Source organism: Salmonella sp. NW177, from assembly GCF_051811585.1.
Taxonomy (GTDB): Bacteria; Pseudomonadota; Gammaproteobacteria; order Enterobacterales; family Enterobacteriaceae; genus Salmonella; species Salmonella enterica.
Genome location: NZ_JAMMZV010000001.1, coordinates 750599 through 771047 on the forward strand (window position 1 = coordinate 750599; position 20449 = coordinate 771047).

Genomic DNA, 20449 nt, shown 5'->3' on the forward strand with positions numbered 1-20449 from the left:
TCAGGCACCTATCTTTTTAAACGTCAACGGAATTGCCGCGTGGTCGCCATAACGGGCGGTACAGGTTGCGACGTCATTGACGCCAGCTTTACAGGTAATTTCCGGCATCGGATAACGTGAGCCGTCGGTGCAGCGCGCATTGCCGCGACTTTTAATCATCAGCTCGCCCGTTTGATGCAGACCAGAGAAAATTTCCGCCCGACAAACCACGTTATCGCCATGTACTACGCGCGCGATACCTTTGTTATTTTGGATCTGATAACGCAGAGAGGGCGGCTTGCCGGTAATCGGATCTTTGACATCCACGCTGACCCGCCAGCTACCGTTTAAAAAGCGCGTGGTTCCAAGCTTCATCTGCGTACTGTCCATCACCAGCGCGTCTTTGGGGATAGCGGCAATGATAACAGGCGCTTCCGGCAGCGGCGCCGCTTTGGGGGCGGGCGTCACCTCAGCGCGATGCAGCGGCAAATGCGCGGTGAGTTCAGGCAAGGGGGTAACGTCAGTTTTCGCGGTAGCGACAGGCGCGGCGCGAACAGGAGAGGCCCCGTCAACGGATGAAGATGGCCAGAAAAAAGGCGTGGCGACGGCGGCGATAACCACGGCAGCGACAGGTAAGCTCCACAGCGGTAGACGGCGAGCTCTTTTCGCCTCAGCAACCGGGATAGGTGCGGCAGGCTTCGGCTCGCTAACGATAACGGGCGGCGCAGCAGGTTCCTCCGGCATTTTCGGCGGCTCAATGACAGACGTTAACAAAGGTTCATCCGCCTGACTAAATGCCGCCTCTACCAGCGGCTTTTCTTCGGGCTCCGGCTCCGGCTCGACCAGAGGGATGTTGGGGATCGCCTCGGTTACCCGCAGGCAGTCCAGCACATCATCGCGTGTATTTTCGTTGAGATTAACGAATCCCCAGAAGGTGATAACCGGTTTGCCGTTAACCAGGAAAACATGATTTTCGCCGGGAAATTGCGTCGCTTTCTCAAGTAGCGACCCAAATAGCTGGAGCGCTGTTTTACCGGATTGCAGACTTTTGCGACTGAGTGCAGCCGCGCTTTCAAAAGTGCTGGCTAAATAACGTAAAGCCCGAGAACGTGTCTCTTCGTCAGCCGCTTTCCACGCTATCGCCTGACCTTCAATCGGCGAATACCAGTCAACCCGATCGCCATTATCGTTAAGTTGCGGAATCGCCAGACAGTCAACCATCGCCTGCTGTTTACGCAGACGAAGCGTTTCGCGAATTTGCAATGCTGATTCAAATACGGCCTGACCGCCGCCGCCCACGGCCTGATAATCATCCAGATTGCCGCTGCGCAAGAGAGATTTTGCCACGTTGTTATCCCTTAGACTTCTTCACGCGTCTACTTTACGGGGTCTATACGCAAGCAAACGGCGGAAGAAAGGCAAAAAGGCGCGAATTCTCGGTCTATTAAGCCCCGTGTTTTCACTTGACGTAAGTTAAATCAGGATGGCGGCGGCGAATGACCGCATCGGGCGACAATAACGCGTATAATAGGCGAATCATGCTATTACAGAATAAAGAGTAGGAGAGCTTATGTCGCACCTGGAGGAAGTGAGCGCCCGCGTGGATGCCGCCATCGCGGAGAGCGTAATTGCCCATATGAATGAATTGCTGATTGCCTTGAGCGATGACGCTGAATTACGTCGTGAAGATCGTTATGTGCAGCAGCAGCGTTTGCGCACGGCTATCGCGCATCACGGCAGACAATATCAAGAAGATCGGGACGCGCGCCGCGAGCAGCTCACCAAAGGCGGCACGATCCTGTAACCCATTAAAACTGGCGCTTCGCAATCAGCCATGCGCCAATGACCAGCAACAGCGCGCCAAACGCCGGCCCGACCATTGCGCGTAACGTGACGCCGTGGCTACGCGCGATATCCAGCGCCAGTCCGCCGATTAACTGGCTGGCGACCAGTACCGCGATAGTCGTCGCGGCGCCAACGTTCTGATACCCGCTAATGCTGGCAAATACAAAAAATGACCCCAGCAGACCGGGGATCAATGTCCACCAGCGAACGCTGGCGACCAGCTCGCCGAAACCCGCAGCGCCTTGCTTAAACCACAATATCGTCACAAATAAAACGATCCCTACCAGCGAGTTCAACAGCATAGCGATCAGAATCGTCGATGATGTCTGCGTAATACGCACCATAATACTGTTTTGTACCACCAGCCCGACGCCGGCGGCGATCAAAAAGATAAGCGTCAAAGACTGGTTCATCAGCAGGCGTCCGGCGCGGCGTGTTCATCAAGCTGGAGCTGCATAAACGTAAGATCTAACCAACGGCCAAATTTTACGCCGACCTGCGGCATTTGCGCGGTAACGGTAAATCCCAGCGAATGATGCAGGCGTATCGAGGCGGCATTCTGTGACTCAATACCGGCCACCATCACATGCTTGCCGCAGCGTCGGGCTTCGTCGATCAGTCTGCTGAGCAGCTTTCGCCCCAGTCCTTTCCCCTGGTGCGCCGGATGAACATAAACCGAGTGCTCGACGGTATAGCGAAAACCGTCGAAACTGCGCCAATCGCCAAATGATGCATAGCCAGTCACCACGCCATTTTCTTCGCTTACCAGCACCGGATAGCCCAGTAATTGACGGGCCTCATACCAGGCAAGGCGATTATCCGTATCGACCGTCCGATCGTTCCAGATGGCCGCAGTATGTAATACCGCATGGTTATAGATTTCGGTAATCGCGGCGCAGTCTGCTTTATCGGCAAAGCGAATCGTCATAGGGAACCCCAGGGAATGTTTACGATAGTGTTAGAAATACTATTGAAGGCGGCATAAATCAACGAATTAGCGCAAGAATTCATATTTAGCGAGAGGGGAAAGAAAGTCGTTCATAAAAGCGCACAGCCTGATATCTGAGAGTGTTTAACTCCCTCAGATAGCGAATGTTCGACTATTATTGATGGATTATGCCAGGCATGAGGAGAATAGAATGAAGCAACAGACCAACCGAAATCGTCGTTGGGTTTTGGCCTCGCGTCCCCACGGCGCGCCGCAGATGGATAACTTCCGCCTCGAAGAAGATGACGTCGCGACGCCCGGTGAAGGGCAGGTGCTATTGCGTACCGTTTTTTTATCACTCGACCCTTATATGCGTGGCCGCATGAGCGATGAACCCTCTTATGCGCCGCCTGTTGAACCTGGCTGCGTTATGGTTGGCGGTACGGTCAGTCGCGTTGTCGCGTCAAACCATCCTGATTACCGACCAGACGAATGGGTATTGAGTTACAATGGTTGGCAGGATTATGACATTTCAGATGGCGAAGGGTTGGTAAAGCTGGGTGATAATCCGCAACATCCTTCCTGGTCGTTGGGGATTTTAGGAATGCCGGGGTTTACCGCCTATATGGGGTTACTGGATATCGGCCAGCCGAAAGAGGGCGAAACGCTGGTTGTCGCCGCCGCCACTGGCCCCGTAGGCGCAACGGTTGGACAAATTGGCAAGCTGAAGGGCTGCCGGGTCGTGGGTATTGCCGGCGGCGCGGAAAAATGCCGTCATGCGACAGACGTTTTGGGATTTGATCTGTGCCTTGATCATCACGCTGATAATTTCCCACAACAGCTTGCGCAGGCCTGCCCGCAGGGAATCGATATCTATTATGAGAATGTCGGCGGTAAAGTCTTTGACGCCGTCTTACCGCTACTGAATACATCGGCGCGGATTCCGCTCTGCGGTCTGGTCAGCGGCTACAATGCGACAGCGTTGCCGGACGGTCCAGACAGACTGCCTCTGCTGATGGCGACATTACTTAAAAAGCGTATTCGTCTGCAAGGCTTTATCATCAACCAGGACTATGGTCACCGGATACATGAGTTTCAGCAAGAAATGGGGCGTTGGATCAAAGAAGGGAAAATACATTACCGGGAGCAGATTACTGATGGGCTGGAAAATGCGCCAGAAGCGTTTATGGGGCTGCTGGCGGGGAAGAACTTTGGCAAAGTCGTGATACGTTTAGCGGACGATGCGTAAAGAAAAAATGGCGGCATTATGTCGCCATAAAAATGTGCAAATTTTAAAATTGCGGCTTTACTTATATTCATCATTCAGATCGCGGTGGGGCAGCTTATCTTCCTCAGCGGCCTGAACCGGTCAAAAATCTCGATACATGAAGGAATGACGGAGATAAAACGGTTGCCATAAAGAAACCTGTATTGTTGTAAAAGATGAGAATATCACGCAAGTAAATTATCACTTTTATTTATTTGGCCGTTCAGGCCTGGATTATCTTTTTTACAATTAAGTTTCGAAACTTCTTCGGGACTCGATTGCGATGTTGTTCTGCCAAGAGGTGAAGGAAGGAAAATGCCGGGTACGGAAAAAACACAACATATAAGCCTGACCACACAGGTTGAAAATCGGTTAAAGCATCAATTGTCTATTGGCGCATTAAAACCAGGCGCAAGGCTTATCACTAAAAATATCGCTCAAGAGTTAGGCGTCAGTATTACGCCGGTGCGTGAGGCCCTGTTAAGGCTGGTCTCTTCCAGTGCTTTGGCGGTGGCGCCAGCACAGGCGTTTATGGTGCCGGAGATCTCGCTGGAAAGTTTGCTGGAAATTAATACGATTCGTACTGCCCTGGAGGAGATGGCGGTGGTCGCCGCTGCGGGTAAGATTACCCCGGATCGCGAGCAGACGCTGAATGCGCTATTAGATGAATTTCAACAGGCGCTGGAAAGTGGCGTTATGGAGAAAATTCTTTTGGCCAACCGCGCATTCCGCTTTGAGATCTACCACTACGCGGATATGCCAACGCTGTATGCCATGATCGAGCAATTATGGGTACGCCTGGGGCCAAGCCTGCATTTTTTATATGATAATTTTAAACTTGATGATTATCAAAACGGCGTTAATCTGTACAGAAAATTGCTTAATGCGTTAGTGACTGGTGATAAAGAAGCCAGTCGCCACTGCCTACAGAACGTTTTGCAACAAAACGTAGCGACGATTAAAAATCAGTACTTCATGTAACCTTCATGAAACTATGACTTATCAATAGCGGGGATTCCCCGCTATTGCCGGATATTTGCCGGATATTTATTCAAATTGCCATGCCAGATTAATCCCCACGCCATAGTTACGCCCTGGCGCTGGCTCATAATATCGGCCATTAGATTCATTAACGATCACCGAACCGATATATTCTTTATCAAATAGATTATCTACCCGCCCAAAAATATCGACGGTAAGCTGGCTGTAATTAAATTTATACCCTGTATTTAGTCCAACAACGGTATACGAAGGCGCTTTGGCGGTATTTTCATCATTGGCCATGATATCGCCCATATACCGAACGTCTGTTCCGGCGTACCACCCCTCATCCGGGATAAAACCTAATGAGGCGAATCCCATATTACGGGCGATGCCGGGCATCCGGTTTCCATCACAGTTTTGCCCCTGACAAACGTTACTGCGATAGGTCGCATCCAGCCAGGTCCATGATGCTTTCACCCGCCAGTCGCCGGCGAAGCGCTGGTCCAACGAGAGTTCTGCGCCCTGGCGGCGCGTTTTGCCCGCGTTTTTGTAGGTAGTGCGTCCTCCCATACTACTGGCGACAACAATTTCATCATCGGTATCGGTTTGAAATAACGCGGCGGTCAACAAGCCATTGCCAATCCGCGTTTTACTGCCGACTTCCACCGTATCATTGGTCGACGGTTGGAGGTCAAAGTTGAACCCACTTTGGCCGTCAGCGCGATAAGAAAGCTCATTGATAGTGGGAGTTTCAAATCCGCGACCGGCAGCAAGATAGAGATTCCAGGCGTCAGTTAACGCATATTTTAGCGATCCGGCGGGTAGCCAGTGGTGATAGCTGGCGTCGCCGCTGTCATCGCCATTGCCGGGCGCGATATAGTGATCGTTAGAATCGAACCACACGGAACTGTAGCGCACGCCAGCATCCAGCGAGAGTTTTTGCGTAAGCTGCCACTGGGTTTGCAGATAAGGATCGACATTCCACATCAGGTTACGCTCATCCCGCCGTAAATCGCCTTTATGCCCAAACTCAGGGGTGCCGTTGTTGAGACGGAAATTATTGTAACCCTTGCGGTTTTCGCTCATATTTTCATAGTTTACTCCGCCAGTGAAGGTGACCGGCACACCTAATTCTCCCCGGTGAGTCCAGCGGGAATCAATGCCCTGATAGTGGCGTTGCAGTGTAATTACGCCGCCAGCCTGAGCAGGTTTTAGCTGTGCCACCAGGGGAATAGACTGGTATTGCGTGGTTTCCCGCTCTCCGGCGTAGGCCATCACGCTGATATCATCCTGCGCGCTGAGCTGACGTTCATAACGCAATCCTGCCTGAGTTTGTTTGATGGTTTTACGCGTATTGTACTGTTCAGCGCGGGGCGCCTGTTGCGGATCGGCTTTCCATTCAGATTCGGTAAGTCCGCCGGGATCGTCCGCCTTAATGTCCACACTATTAAAAATCAGCGAGAGTTTACTGACATCGTCAAGGCGCACGCCCAGTTTGGCATTAGCCAGATTTTTTCGCGCGCCGCTGTGATCGCGGTAGCCGTGGGTGGTGAAACGGGTAGTCGATACCGTGTAATCCACGTCGCCTGGCTGTGTGCCGTCACCCATCGCGCCCGTGGCTTTTAGCCCATAGCGCCAGCTTCCATAACTGCCGTAGTAGCTGCTGGCCTCAAGGGTGGGCGGCTGTCTCCCGGTTTCGGTGGTGACATTTATCACGCCGCCGGAAGCATTGCCGTATAGCGCTGAGAAGGGGCCGCGTAACACTTCAACGTCTTGTATGCTGTTAATATCAATATTCGAAATCTGGCCTTGTCCATCCGGCATGGTGGCGGGAATGCCATCAACATACAGACGAATGCCGCGCACGCCAAAGGCGGAACGCGAGCCAAATCCACGGATAGAGATTTGCAGATCCTGCGCGTAGTTCTGCCGGTTCTGCACCTGCAATCCCGGGACGCTGGTTAAAGACTCAGATAAATTGACGCGCGGCGTCGCCAGACGCATGTCTTCTCCCTCAATGACGCTAACGGCGGCAGGTGTATCCAGTTCGGATACGGTTTGCGGCGTTGCGGTGACTATCATGGTTTGTTCATTGGACGCGCTGGCGGCCTGAAGGACCGGGGAGAAGGTCAGAGGCAATAAGAGGGCGGGATAAAGTCGCAGTCTAACGGAAATAATTTTCATGAAAATGCCGGATAATTGTAAGCGTATCAACGGAAAACGTGACATTAAGGGTAGTCAATATGTAAAGTTTTGAAATTTTAATCGCACATTAAGTTAAGAAAATGTGCGTTATTTAAGAGCCATGACATTCGCAGGCGAGGAAAAGCTCCACTTTCTGATAAATAATGATTATTATTCTCAACTTATAATAAGTGCGGAACGAAGATCCCGCGCAGTGAAGTAGTGTGAAGCAGCTATACACGTTTTTATCAAAGGGAGTCGTCATGCACTTACGTCATCTTTTTTCGCCGCGCCTGCGTGGTTCTTTATTGTTAGGTTCGCTCCTCGTCGCATCCTCATTTAGCACGCTGGCGGCGGAAGACATGCTGCGTAAAGCGGTAGGCAAAGGCGCTTATGAGATGGCCTGGAGTCAGCAAGAAAACGCGCTCTGGCTGGCTACATCGCAAAGCCGTAAACTGGATAAAGGCGGCGTAGTTTATCGTCTCGACCCGGTGACGCTGGAAATCACGCAAGCGATTCATAACGATCTCAAGCCGTTCGGCGCCACCATCAATGCCGCGACCCAAACGCTGTGGTTTGGCAATACCATTAACAGCGCTGTTACCGCGATTGATGCCAAAACGGGTGATGTAAAAGGTCGTCTGGTACTTGATGCGCGCAAACGTACTGAAGAGGTTCGTCCGTTACAGCCCCGTGAGCTGGTTGCCGATGCGTCTACCAACACGATCTACATTAGCGGTGTTGGTAAAGAGAGTGCTATTTGGGTAGTGGATGGCGAAACCATCAAACTGAAAACGACGATCGAAAATACCGGCAAAATGAGTACGGGTCTGGCGCTCGACAGTAAAGCGCAACGCCTGTACACCACCAATGCGGATGGCGAATTTATCACCATCGATACCGCCAGCAATAAAATTCTCAGTCGTAAGAAGTTGCTGGATGACGGTAAAGAACACTTCTTTATTAACCTGAGTCTCGATACCGCAGGTCATCGCGCGTTTATCACCGACTCGAAGGCGACTGAGGTTCTGGTTGTCGATACCCGTAATGGCAATATTCTTGCCAAAATCGCGGCGCCTGCTTCTTTGGCCGTCCTGTTTAACCCGACACGTAACGAGGCGTATGTGACACATCGTCAGGCAGGTCAGGTCAGCGTGATCGATGCGAAGACCTATAACGTTGTTAAAACGTTCGATACGCCGACGTACCCGAATAGCCTGGCGCTATCGGCAGACGGTAAAACGCTCTACGTCAGCGTGAAGCAGAAATCGACACGTGAACAGGAAGCGACGCAGCCGGATGATGTTATTCGCATTGCTCTGTAAATAGGGTATGGAGGGGGAAACCCCTCCAGTCATCTCTTTAAACGCACCGATACGCCTCGTTACACCCCGCCGATAGCCTGATGATTCTGTGAGAATTACACTGCCTTTTTGCTGTAGTTAACTCATTATATTCACGAGGAAAATATGAAAAAGTTATTTATATGCTCAGGTTTGGGCATGATGTTTTTTATGCTTGCGGGTTGTACAACCAACTATGTGATGACGACGAAGAATGGGCAAACGATCGTAACTCAGGGTAAGCCGCAGTTAGATAAAGAGACGGGGATGACCAGTTATACCGATCAGGAAGGCAACCAGCGGGAAATTAACAGCAATGATGTGGCGCAGTTGATTAAGGCTGACTAAGTATTGGGCGCGATGCGGTGTTGGCGGCAACGCGCATTAAACCCGGCAGGCCTGGGGCTGCCGGGGAAGGGGAATGTTATGTCGCTGCTTCTTCTTTCAATACGACACTCTCTGTCGAATCCGCCGTCACTGGCGCAGTGCGATGGATCTCCGCCACACGACGTCGCACGCCAAACCAGCCGGCGACCAGCAGAATGGCGATCAGCGGCAACGAGGCGATAGTGTAAGTTCCATTCGGGTAGTCAAACGCCATGAGTACCAGCACGCTTAGTAAAAACAGCAGCGTTAGCCAGGAGGTAAAAGGCGCGCCGGGCAGTTTAAAACTGACGTCTGCGGCTTTGCCTTCTTTTATCGCCTGGCGTAAACGCATTTGGCACACCATGATAAACGCCCACGACGCGATAATGCCGAGCGAGGCAAAATTAAGAACGATCTCAAACACGCGGGAGGGGACCAGGTAATTCAGGAACACGCCGACCACGTAAACCACCAGAGTCGCCAGAATACCCGCATAGGGCACATGCTGACGGCTCATTTTCGCCATGAATTTCGGCGCGGAACCCCCCATCGACATTGAACGTAAAATTCTCCCCGTACAGTAAAGCCCGGAGTTCAGGCTGGAAAGCGCGGCGGTTAACACCACGATATTCATAATACTGCCGATATAAGGCACGCCAAGTTTAGAAAAGAAGGTGACAAACGGACTTTGCCCCGCCTGGTAGGCGTTCCACGGCAGCAGCAAAACCAGCAATACGACCGATCCTACATAGAAAAGACCAATACGCCAGATCACGCTATTGATGGCTTTTGGCACCATCGTCTGTGGATCTTTGCACTCCCCAGCGGCGGTACCGACCAGTTCAATCGACGCAAAAGCGAACACCACGCCCTGAATCAGTACCAGCGCGGGCAACAGGCCGTGCGGGAAAAAGCCGCCATTATCTGTAATCAGGTGAAAACCGGTGGCATTACCCTCAAGCGGTTGACCGGTACCGAGAAAAATCGTGCCTACCACCAGGAAGATAACAATGGCGAGTACTTTTATCAGCGCGAACCAGAACTCCATTTCGGCAAACCATTTTACGCCGATCATGTTCATGGTACCGACAATGGTTAACGCGCCGAGCGCGAACACCCATTGCGGAACGTCGCCAAATGCGCCCCAGTAGTGCATATATAACGCCACTGCGGTGATATCGACGATCCCGGTCATCGCCCAGTTAATAAAGTACATCCAGCCTGCGACGTAGGCCGCTTTTTCACCCAAAAATTCACGGGCGTAGGAGACGAAACTCCCGCTGGAAGGGCGATGCAATACCAGTTCGCCCAGCGCGCGTAAAATGAAAAAAGAAAAAATGCCGCATATCAGATAGACCAGCGCCAGTGCCGGTCCGGCCATTTGCAATCGGGCGCCTGCACCTAAAAATAAACCGGTGCCAATCGCGCCGCCGATAGCAATCATCTGAACCTGACGATTCCCCATCGCTTTGTGATACCCCTCTTCATGGGCGTTCAGCCAGCGTCGTTTCGCCGCATGTTGTTCTGCGGCGTGCGTAGTCTGTGTTTTCATTACGTTACCTGTTATAGCCTGTCCTGACAGAAAAATTCCTTATGCCGCGACGGGCGCTCACCAATCGATTGCCTGCAATGGCGAATGCCGCTTTTCCCTGATTCTGTGACAGGGATAAAACCGCCGGCGGAGCATCCTACCTGCAATTGTTAAATGACGCAAAACATACGGAAAGAAGAAAATGAGGATGTCGTGTTTATTTGTGCGGTCAGATGTGGTGCGGTGTGGTCACGATTCAGCCAGATAAGCTTTCAGCACAAATCCGCAGTGATTGCGTTGCGCAATAATTAATCAGGGTTAATCCCTGCAGGGATTTATGGTCATAGATATGACCTCGAACGATAAACCACCTGACGATATTGAAGCAGCATAAGATCAGGCCGTTGCGCCTGTTATTCTCATTTTCTCCTGAAAATGTATGCTTTTGAGCAATTTTGTTGATTGACATATCGACATAATGAGAGAGGAGTAGGACATATAAAGCTATTGAGCAAAATTTGAAGGAGCAGGATATGCCACATACATCAGTTTCTACCTATGCCAGAGCTTTATCAGGAAATAAGCTACCTCATGTTGCTGCAGGAGATTACGAAAATAAATTATCAACAAAAATCATGAAAGGCATCTTGTATGTGCTTACAGCAGGATTAGCCTACGGATTTACAAGAGTAATTGAACATTATTGCAATGTTACGCCTAAAGTTGCGGAGTTCTGTGCCAATGCAGGGACTATCCATAATCACCTTGCAGATGCTGTACGTGATGAACAATTTATTATAGATGTCGAGCTTTCTGATGGTCGGATGTTAACATTCGAACAACTCTCGCTGATGGCTGGACGTGAGCCAATCGTCAGGATATCGGATGGCGAACATACCGTTGAGGTTAAGGGGTCCTTTGAAGAGATCTGTATGAGACTGGAAGAGGGCTTTTTTGAAGCGCCAGCGTACTATCATTATGATATTGATGAAAAATATAAAACCGTCAGAGAGCGAATAGCAGAATATAATGCCTTACCTCAGGCATTAGGCGCCATTCCGAGTTTAGAACATTATATCGCTCGGGCCAGCGACATGCAGGAGGCGAAAGTGCAATGGGCGGCCGACATAAAAGATCGTTACCATAACTATTTGGACAAGTATTAAAAAGCGTTTATGTTTAGCCAGTTTTGTTAGAAATCAGATTCGCTGAGCTGGCGTTAAAAATTTTAACACGCCGCTATTTTGGCGGCGTGCCGCAAAGAGATTCTCAGAACCGATTTCCGTTTGTAGGCCAAAATCCCACGTACCTCCGGCGCTGTAGCTGGCCTGTCTTATTTTTTTCAAAAGTATCCAACGCTATTCCACGGATAGGGTATCCTGTTGCGCAGCGATATCCGCCTCAGCCTGTGTGCCGAACGCAAGCATTAATGTTAATGGAAGCCTCAGATGACCCCTTTTTTACATGCTTATTTTACGCGATTACATTGTCAGCCGTTGGGGGTTCCTACGGTTGAAGCGCTCAGAACGCTTCACTTAGCGCACAACTGCGCGATTCCTTTTGAAAATCTGGATGTGCTACTGCCTCGTGAAATACAGCTCGATGAGACGGCATTAGAGGAGAAACTGCTTTATGCCCGACGCGGTGGATACTGTTTTGAACTGAATGGCCTGTTTGAACGTGCGTTACGCGACATCGGTTTTAACGTCCGAAGCTTATTGGGGCGGGTCATTCTGTCTCATCCCGCCAGTTTACCGCCACGCACGCACCGTTTGCTGCTGGTTGATGTTGAGGATGAGCAGTGGATCGCTGACGTGGGGTTTGGCGGCCAAACGCTAACCGCGCCGCTTCGTCTGCAGGCTGAAATTGCTCAGCAAACGCCGCATGGCGAATACCGCCTGATGCAGGAGGGGAGCACATGGATTTTACAATTCCGCCACCATGAGCACTGGCAGTCGATGTACTGTTTTGATCTGGGGGTGCAGCAGCAGAGCGATCATGTGATGGGCAATTTCTGGTCGGCTCACTGGCCGCAATCCCATTTTCGTCATCATTTGTTGATGTGCCGCCATTTGCCTGATGGCGGCAAGCTGACATTAACGAATTTCCACTTCACGCGTTACCACCAGGGACATGCCGTTGAACAGGTCAATGTACCGGATGTACCGTCGTTGTATCAGTTACTTCAGCAGCAGTTTGGTCTCGGCGTAAATGATGTAAAGCACGGTTTTACCGAGGCGGAGCTGGCCGCGGTAATGGCTGCATTTGATACCCATCCGGAGGCGGGAAAATAATTTTTTGCCGCGAGGATTTGCGGGCCTGACAAAGATTAAAAAGTAATGGCCCATTCGGCATGAAACAGAATGACCGCTTGGCCGGAGATGGTGACGTTTTCCGGCTGGTTATCGCGAATGGTGACGGTAACATCAACAGTACCTTCTTTGCCTAAAGCGCGCCCCTGATGGCCTTGAATCTGCAGCGTTTTACCGTCATGCGCCATCAGACCATGATGGACGAGCCATGCACCCATCGGGCCATTGGCGTTTCCCGTTACCGGATCTTCCACAATCCCTATCGCCGGAGAAAACATTCGCCCATCGGTTTCGTTTTTTCCCGGACGAATCTGGAAAGGAAAAAAGCCGTTACAGCCAATTTGCTGGCTGATTGCCGTCAGGGCTGCCAGATTCGGAGAAAGGGCATCAATATCAACGTCTGGTTTGAGTAGGATCATCACTTTTGCATGTCCTGTTGAAGCCACCTGAATTGGCGCTCCCGGCACGATATCATCTTCAGTCAGGTTCAACGCGGTGATGATGGCAGCCCGAATTTCTCCGACTAGCGGTGGTTCAAAAGAGGGCTGACCTTGTTCCAGCGTGATGCGATAGTCGTTGTGTTCGGCATGAATTTCAACGCGATGACGGCCCGCTAACGAGGTTTGCCAGACGGTGGTGTTTCCCAACCCCAGTACCGTTGCCCGAACATAATGCGCGGCCACGGTGGCATGACCACAGATGGGGACTTCTACTGTCGGTGTAAAATAGCGTATGCGCACATCACTCTCTTCGCTTTTTAGCAAAAAGGCGGTTTCCGAGTGACGAAGTTCACGGGCAATCAGCTGCATCTGCGCGTCGCTTAGCGTATCCGCATGTAAGACAACGCCAGCAGAGTTGCCGCGAAAGGGTTCGCTGGTGAAGGCGTCAACATGGTAAATCTGCGGTTTCATTGATGTTCTCCTTTGACTGAAGAATCATCATAGCCTGTGCGTTGCCGAATGACGACGCCCAGGCGTTTTTCTTTGCCCGGTAAGCGTACCCCCGGGCAAAGAGAATTAGCGGCGGGTACGAACAATCTGGTAGCGACGGGTGAAATACTCAAACGGCGCGCTCCAGACATGAACCAGACGGGTGAACGGGAAGAGCAGGAAAATAGTCATTCCCAGCACCAGATGAACGCGGAAAACAAACGCCACACCGCTCAGCATTTCCGAAGACCCGCCGCGGAAGGTGACAATACTTTGCGCCCAGCCCACCAACTTCATCATTTCGCTGCCATCCGGATATTGCGCCGAAAACGGAATGGTGCTCAGGCCAAGCAGGCACTGAATCAGCAAAATGCTCATGATGATAATATCTGGTGTAGTGGATGTCGCCCGCACACGCTGATTGGTCAGACGACGCCACAGTAATCCCGCGCCGCCGATCAACGTTAATACGCCGCACACGCCGCCGAGGATCATCGCCATCTGCTGTTTTACCGCAATCGGCAGGAACCAGGCATACATCCAGTGTGGCGTCAGCATCCCGAACAGATGGCCAAAAAAGATCCCCAGAATGCCAATATGGAACAGATTCGACCATATCACCATCCCACGCTTATCCAGCATCTGGCTGGACGACGCGCGCCAGGTATATTGTCCGTAGTCATAGCGCAGCCAACTGCCAAGGAAGAATACCGTGGCGCAAATATAGGGGTAGATGTCGTAAAAAAAGACGTTCAGGTACTGTATCATTTCGGGCCTCCCGCGCTGACGTCGACGTACTGCGGCGCCGCGTCCTGGCTAAAGCGTCGTTGATAATGGTGTAACGGTGAACTGTCACAGGTCGTGGCGTTATCTTCGATAAACTTCACCTGTTCTTCTTCCCAGACGGCATCCAGTGCCTGACGGGTATCATCCCGCGATTCCTGAATAATTTGCTTGGTGACACTGTCACTTGTAAGCGTACTACCCGCCAGCGTCAGCAGGGCGTCAAACAGTTGATACCACGGCGCTCCTCGCTGTTTCAGACGACCGCCCAGCAGCGCCAGAATAGGGGCAATATTCTGTAATCCCTCGCGAGCTTCCACTTCCGGCAACACGCTTAAGTACTCCAGATAGAGCGGCAGGTGATCCGGCAGTTCGCGGCAGTTGAGCTGGAGGCCCACGGTTTCATACTGGCTTAACAAATTGACCATCGCCTGGCCGCGATCGCGGGACTCCGCATGAACATGCTCGAATAACAGCAATGAAGTGGCGCGCCCTCGGTCAAACACTTCACACCATTCTGCTTGTTTATCCAGTAACGGCGCATAAAGCAGCTCGCGAGTGAAGTCGGCCAGCATTGGCGCATCGTGTTGGATAAGGGCAAGCGCTTCATCCCGACATTCCCACAACTCGTCGTCCGGATATTCCATCAACAGGCCAATCGCTTTGAGGATTTGCATTATTCCCCCTCCGCTTTATCACGTACTTCGGTGATATTGATGGCATCAATACGGCTACTGTTGAACAGGTTGAATTTGGTATCCGACCCGTGGCAACCGTCGCCAAAAGTAAAGCCGCAGCCGTTGCGCTCCGGAAAGGCATCGCGCGCCATTTCCCGGTGGCTGGTGGGAATGACAAAACGATCTTCATAATTGGCAATCGCCAGGTAGCGATACATCTCTTCAACCTGTTGTACGCTCAGACCGACTTCCTCAATGGCGCGGGTATCCGTCACGCCTTCAACCGTCTGCGAGCGCATGTAGTGGCGCATCGCCATCATCCGCTTTAGAGCCCGAATGACCGGACCGGTATCGCCCGCGCTGAGCATATTGGCCAGGTACTGGACCGGAATACGCAGCGTCTCCACCGCCGGCAGAATATTGCCATTGTGCGGCAACCCGCCCGCGTCGGCGTATGACTGGATGGGCGATAGCGGCGGTACGTACCAGACCATCGGCAGGGTACGGTATTCCGGGTGCAGCGGAAGCGCCAGCTTCCAGTCCATCGCCATTTTGTACACCGGCGACCGTTGGGCGGCGTCGATGACGTTTTGCGGGATGCCCTGTTTAAGCGCCTCTTCGATGACCGCCGGATCGTGCGGATTGAGAAACACATCGCACTGACGTTCATACAAATCTGTTTCGTGTTCGGTACTGGCCGCGTCTTCAATCCTGTCGGCGTCGTAGAGCAGAACGCCAAGATAACGGATGCGCCCGACGCAGGTTTCCGAGCAAACGGTCGGCTGGCCGGATTCAATACGCGGATAGCAAAATATGCATTTCTCAGACTTGCCGCTCTTCCAGTTAAAGTAGATTTTTTTGTACGGGCAGCCGCTGATACACAAACGCCAGCCCCGGCATTTATCCTGGTCGATTAGCACGATGCCGTCTTCTTCACGCTTATAAATAGCGCCACTTGGGCAGGTGGCAACACAACTGGGGTTCAGGCAGTGTTCGCACAGACGCGGCAGGTACATCATGAAGGTGTTTTCGAACTGACCGTACATCTCCTTTTGTATGTTGTCGAAGTTACGGTCGCGGGCGCGTTTTTCAAACTCGCCGCCGAGCAGCTCTTCCCAGTTTGGCCCCCAGATCACCTTGTCCATCCGTTTTCCGTCAATCAGTGAACGAGGGCGGGCAGTGGGCTGATGCTTACTCTCCGGCGCATGATGTAAATGCTGATAATCGAAGGTAAAGGGTTCATAGTAATCATCGATTTGCGGAATCACCGGGTTGGCGAAAATTTTGCTAATTACCCCCATTTTGCCGCCCAGACGGGGCCTTATCTTGCCATTAACATCACGAACCCAACCGCCTTGCCACTCCTGCTGGTCTTCCCAGTTTTTGGGATAGCCGATGCCCGGTTTAGTTTCGACGTTATTGAACCATGCGTATTCCATCCCTTCACGTCCGGTCCAGACGTTTTTACAGGTGACGGAGCAGGTGTGACAGCCAATACATTTATCGAGATTCAGTACCATCCCAACCTGTGAGCGTATTTTCATTTTTTCGCCTCCTGTACCTGATCCCGGCCCTCATCATCCAGCCAGTTAATGTTTTTCATTTTCCTGATCATGATGAATTCATCGCGATTCGAACCCACGGTTCCGTAATAGTTGAAGCCGTAAGCCAGTTGCGCATAGCCGCCGATCATATGCGTCGGTTTTGGACAGACCCGGGTCACGGAGTTATGGATCCCGCCGCGCATCCCGGTCACTTCCGAGCCCGGAATATTCATAATTCGCTCCTGGGCGTGGTACATCATGGTCATACCCGGCGGAACGCGCTGGCTGACCACCGCACGAGCGGTAAGGGCGCCATTAGCGTTGAAGGCTTCAATCCAGTCGTTATCTTCAATACCCAATTCACGGGCATCGGCTTCGCTGATCCAGACAATCGGCCCGCCGCGCGACAAGGTCAGCATCAGCAGGTTTTCGCTGTAGGTGGAGTGAATTCCCCATTTCTGGTGCGGCGTCAGGAAGTTAAGCGCTTTTTCCGGGAAACCGTTGGGCGGAATTTCTCGCATTTCGCTGACGCTGCGGGTATCAATCGGCGGACGATATGCCACCAGGCTTTCGCCAAAAGCGCGCATCCACGCATGATCCTGATAGAGTTGTTGCCGCCCCGACAACGTGCGCCACGGGATCAGTTCATGTACGTTGGTATAGCCGGCGTTATAAGAGACATGCTCGCTTTCCAGCCCTGACCAGGTCGGGCTGGAGATAATTTTGCGCGGTTGCGCCTGGATATCACGAAAGCGAATTTTCTCATCTTCTTTATTGATGGCCAGATGGGTGTGCTCGCGCCCGGTCATCTCGCCCAACGCCTGCCAGGCTTTCACCGCCACCTGACCGTTAGTTTCCGGCGCTAAGGCAAGAATCACTTCCGAAGCATCCAGCGCGGTGTCTATTCGCGGACGTCCTTTCGCCGGGCCATCGTGTTTGGTGTAATTGAGCTTACCGAGGAAATCGACTTCATCTTGCGTATTCCAGGCAATCCCCTTACCGCCGTTGCCTAATTTATCCAGCAGGGGACCCAGCGAGGTAAAACGTTCATAGGTGGCCGGATAATCGCGTTCAACCACGACGATATTGGGGGCGGTTTTGCCCGGAATAAGTTCGCACTCGCCTTTACGCCAGTCAAGAATATCAAATGGCTGCGCCAGTTCCGCCGGGGAATCATGCTGGAGCGGGTGTAGCACCACATCGGTTTCCTGTCCGAGGTGTCCGACACACACTTCAGAAAAGACGCTGGCGATACCTTTGTAGATCTCCCAGTCGCTTTTGGATTCCCAGGCAGGATCGACCGCAGCGGAAAGGGGGTGGATAAACGGATGCATATCCGAGGTATTCATATCGTCTTTTTCATACCAGGTGGCGGTCGGCAAAACGATATCGGAAAACAGACAGGTACTGGACATACGGAAATCAAGCGTGACCAACAGATCGAGCTTGCCCTCAATCGCGGCGGACTGCCATTCCACCTCTTCAGGCTTAATTCCTTCGCTGGAACCCAGCGCTTCGCCCTGGATACCGCTGTCGGTGCCCAGCAGATATTTGAGCATGTACTCATGACCTTTCCCGGAGGAGCCGAGCAGGTTAGAGCGCCAGACAAATAAATTTCGCGGGTGATTATGACCACTGTCAGGCTGTTCGCAGGCAAAACGGATAGCGCCTGATTTCAACGCCTGCACGGTATAATCCGCCACAGACAGCCCGGCTTTATCGGCGCTCGCTTTCACGCTGAGCGGGTTAAGATTAAGCTGCGGCGCCGAGGGTAGCCAGCCCATACGTTCCGCGCGCACGTTGAAATCGATCAGGTGTCCGGAAAATTTAGCCGGATCGGCCAGCGGCGACAGCAACTCTTGCGCAGTCAGTTTTTCATAGCGCCACTGGCTGGCATGGTTGTAGAAAAACGAGGTACTGTTCATCTGACGCGGCGGGCGATTCCAGTCCAGCGCGAAGGCCAGCGGCAGCCAGCCGGTTTGCGGCCGCAGCTTCTCCTGGCCGACATAGTGCGCCCAGCCGCCGCCGGTTTGTCCAACACAGCCGCAGAACACCAGCATGTTAATCATCCCACGGTAATTCATATCCATGTGATACCAGTGATTCACTCCCGCGCCGAGGATGATCATCGAGCGACCGTGAGTTTTATGGGCGGTCTCGGCAAATTCACGCGCAATAGTTTCGATATGTCGACGCGGCACGCCGGTAATCTGTTCGCCCCAGGCCGGCGTGTAGGCTTTTACGTCGTTATAATTATTGGCGCTATGGCAGTTATCCAGACCACGATCCAGCCCATAATTAGCCAGCACCAGATCGTAAACGCTGACGACCATCCGCTCGCTACCGTCCGCCAGAGCCAGGCGTTTCACCGGTAACTGACGTACCAGCACCGGTTCCTGCCGCACGCTGCGGAAATGTGGGTTTCCGTTACCGCCAAAATAGGGGAAGGCGACACCCGCCACGTCATCATGCTGACCAAGTAAAGAGAGCGACAGTTCAGTTTCGACGCCTGCCGCCACCGGTTCCAGGTTCCATTTTCCCTTTTCTCCCCAGCGAAAACCGATAGAACCGTTGGGCGCGACCAGTTCGCCCGTACTGTTGAACGCGACGGTTTTCCATTCCGGATTATTGGCTTCTCCCAGTCCATCCACCAGATCCGACGCGCGCATCATACGCCCCGGTACATAACTACCGTCTGCGCGCTCATCCAACAGGACCAGCATTGGCATGTCGGTATAACGGCGGCAATAGTTAAGAAAATAGTCGCTGGGATTATCGAGATGAAACTCTTTTAAAATAACGTGACCCATGGCCATCGCCAGCGCGCTGTCGGTACCTTGCTTTGGCGCCAGCCACTGATCGCACAGTTTAGCGACTTCGGAATAGTCCGGGGTGATGGCGATCGTCTTAGTGCCTTTGTAGCGCACTTCGGTAAAGAAGTGGGCGTCCGGGGTACGCGTCTGCGGCACGTTAGAGCCCCAGGCAATAATGTAGGCTGAGTTATACCAGTCGGCGGACTCCGGCACGTCAGTCTGCTCGCCCCAGGTCATTGGCGACGCGGGTGGAAGATCGCAATACCAGTCATAGAAGCTCAGACAAGTACCGCCAAGCAATGACAGATAACGTGTTCCGGCGGCGTAAGAAACCATCGACATTGCCGGAATAGGTGAAAACCCCGCCACACGATCCGGACCATAGGTTTTGATTGTCCAGACGTTAGCAGCGGCAATGAGCTGATTCAGCTCTTTCCAGTTCGAACGAATAAAGCCGCCATGTCCGCGCACCTGTTTGTAACTTTGGCATTTTTGCGGGTCGTTCATTATAGATTCCCATGCCAGCACCGGATCGCTGTGCCGGGAAAGGGCCTCGCGCCACAGTTCTATCAGCCGCTTACGTACCAGAGGGTATTTCAAACGATTGGCGCTATAGAGATACCAGGAGTAGCTGGCGCCGCGCGGGCAGCCGCGCGGTTCATGGTTCGGTAAATCGGGACGCGTGCGCGGGTAGTCGGTTTGCTGGGTTTCCCACGTCACCAGACCGTTTTTGACATAAATTTTCCAACTACAGGAGCCCGTGCAGTTGACGCCGTGGGTTGAGCGCACGATCTTATCAAACTGCCAGCGCTGGCGATAACTGTCTTCCCAGTCGCGGTTGGTATGCATCACCTGACCATGGCCGTCGGCAAAGGTATCGCCTTTTTGTTTAAAGTAACGAAAGCGATCCAACAGTTTACTCATGACATTTCTCCTGCTTCGATAAATTTTCCGCCATCCTGTC

17 protein-coding genes are annotated in these 20449 nt (G+C 52.3%); 7 read left to right on the forward strand and 10 right to left on the reverse strand.

Translation table 11 applies throughout. The features are described 5' to 3' along the window. Positions 1 to 1326, reverse strand: coding sequence for a virulence-associated effector SrfA (gene srfA / locus NA986_RS03915; RefSeq protein WP_001129963.1), 1326 nt, complete (start codon positions 1324 to 1326; stop codon positions 1 to 3). 223 nt (positions 1327 to 1549) lie between these two features. On the opposite strand from srfA, the gene NA986_RS03920 reads away from it, so the two are divergent. Further along, positions 1550 to 1783: a YdcY family protein gene (locus NA986_RS03920; protein ID WP_000018720.1), complete on the forward strand. Its 234-nt coding sequence runs from the start codon at positions 1550 to 1552 to the stop codon at positions 1781 to 1783. 4 nt (positions 1784 to 1787) lie between these two features. Here NA986_RS03920 and NA986_RS03925 read toward each other — a convergent pair whose 3' ends face one another. Together NA986_RS03925 and mddA are read right to left on the reverse strand one after the other, a co-directional pair. Then, positions 1788 to 2237 (reverse strand): DMT family transporter, encoded by a 450-nt coding sequence (locus NA986_RS03925; protein ID WP_001076565.1) that lies wholly within the window; start codon positions 2235 to 2237, stop codon positions 1788 to 1790. Then, entirely contained in the window at positions 2237 to 2752 is a 516-nt protein-coding gene (gene mddA / locus NA986_RS03930; protein WP_000155373.1) for an L-methionine sulfoximine/L-methionine sulfone acetyltransferase, read from the reverse strand. Before mddA ends, NA986_RS03925 begins: the two co-directional genes overlap by 1 nt. 211 nt (positions 2753 to 2963) lie before the next feature. Here mddA and NA986_RS03935 point away from each other — a divergent pair, with 211 nt between their 5' ends. Together NA986_RS03935 and mcbR are read left to right on the forward strand one after the other, a co-directional pair. Next, positions 2964 to 4001 (forward strand): NADP-dependent oxidoreductase, encoded by a 1038-nt coding sequence (locus NA986_RS03935; protein ID WP_001517827.1) that lies wholly within the window; start codon positions 2964 to 2966, stop codon positions 3999 to 4001. A gap of 333 nt (positions 4002 to 4334) precedes the next feature. Further along, entirely contained in the window at positions 4335 to 5000 is a 666-nt protein-coding gene (gene mcbR / locus NA986_RS03940) for a colanic acid/biofilm transcriptional regulator McbR (RefSeq protein ID WP_001119592.1), read from the forward strand. Between the two features lie 66 nt (positions 5001 to 5066). On the opposite strand, the gene pqqU is transcribed toward mcbR, so the two are convergent. Next, a complete protein-coding gene (gene pqqU, locus NA986_RS03945; protein WP_023215862.1) occupies positions 5067 to 7187 on the reverse strand; it encodes a TonB-dependent receptor PqqU in 2121 nt (706 codons plus the stop codon). A 263-nt stretch (positions 7188 to 7450) separates the two neighbouring features. Between pqqU and NA986_RS03950 the strand changes: the two genes are divergently transcribed. Next, positions 7451 to 8512, forward strand: coding sequence for a YncE family protein (locus tag NA986_RS03950; protein ID WP_000550641.1), 1062 nt, complete (start codon positions 7451 to 7453; stop codon positions 8510 to 8512). Positions 8513 to 8656: 144 nt separating this feature from the next. Next, the gene (locus NA986_RS03955) at positions 8657 to 8878 is read left to right on the forward strand and encodes a YgdI/YgdR family lipoprotein (protein WP_000732362.1); all 222 of its coding nucleotides are present in this window, start codon (positions 8657 to 8659) and stop codon (positions 8876 to 8878) included. Positions 8879 to 8954: 76 nt separating this feature from the next. Here NA986_RS03955 and ansP read toward each other — a convergent pair whose 3' ends face one another. After that, the gene (ansP, locus tag NA986_RS03960) at positions 8955 to 10448 is read right to left on the reverse strand and encodes an L-asparagine permease (protein ID WP_000857112.1); all 1494 of its coding nucleotides are present in this window, start codon (positions 10446 to 10448) and stop codon (positions 8955 to 8957) included. Positions 10449 to 10960: 512 nt separating this feature from the next. Between ansP and steA the strand changes: the two genes are divergently transcribed. After that, complete coding sequence (gene steA / locus NA986_RS03965) at positions 10961 to 11593, forward strand: type III secretion system effector SteA (protein ID WP_023216525.1); 633 nt, start codon at positions 10961 to 10963, stop codon at positions 11591 to 11593. A 282-nt stretch (positions 11594 to 11875) separates the two neighbouring features. Next, on the forward strand, positions 11876 to 12721 hold the full coding sequence (gene nhoA, locus NA986_RS03970) for an N-hydroxyarylamine O-acetyltransferase (protein WP_023216524.1): 846 nt from the start codon (positions 11876 to 11878) through the stop codon (positions 12719 to 12721). A 35-nt stretch (positions 12722 to 12756) separates the two neighbouring features. Here nhoA and NA986_RS03975 read toward each other — a convergent pair whose 3' ends face one another. The 5 genes from NA986_RS03975 to NA986_RS03995 all read right to left on the reverse strand — a co-directional run bounded on the left by NA986_RS03975 (position 12757) and on the right by NA986_RS03995 (position 20409). Then, on the reverse strand, positions 12757 to 13650 hold the full coding sequence (locus NA986_RS03975) for a PhzF family isomerase (RefSeq protein WP_000804298.1): 894 nt from the start codon (positions 13648 to 13650) through the stop codon (positions 12757 to 12759). A gap of 105 nt (positions 13651 to 13755) precedes the next feature. Beyond that, on the reverse strand, positions 13756 to 14436 hold the full coding sequence (gene narI / locus NA986_RS03980; RefSeq protein ID WP_000617106.1) for a respiratory nitrate reductase subunit gamma: 681 nt from the start codon (positions 14434 to 14436) through the stop codon (positions 13756 to 13758). After that, positions 14433 to 15128 (reverse strand): nitrate reductase molybdenum cofactor assembly chaperone, encoded by a 696-nt coding sequence (gene narW, locus NA986_RS03985; RefSeq protein WP_023216523.1) that lies wholly within the window; start codon positions 15126 to 15128, stop codon positions 14433 to 14435. Before narW ends, narI begins: the two co-directional genes overlap by 4 nt. Further along, a complete protein-coding gene (narH, locus tag NA986_RS03990) occupies positions 15128 to 16672 on the reverse strand; it encodes a nitrate reductase subunit beta (RefSeq protein WP_023213286.1) in 1545 nt (514 codons plus the stop codon). Before narH ends, narW begins: the two co-directional genes overlap by 1 nt. After that, positions 16669 to 20409 carry a nitrate reductase subunit alpha gene (locus tag NA986_RS03995; protein WP_023216522.1) on the reverse strand — a complete coding sequence of 1247 codons (3741 nt, stop codon included), beginning with the start codon at positions 20407 to 20409 and terminating at the stop codon, positions 16669 to 16671. Before NA986_RS03995 ends, narH begins: the two co-directional genes overlap by 4 nt. Positions 20410 to 20449 lie beyond the last annotated feature (40 nt).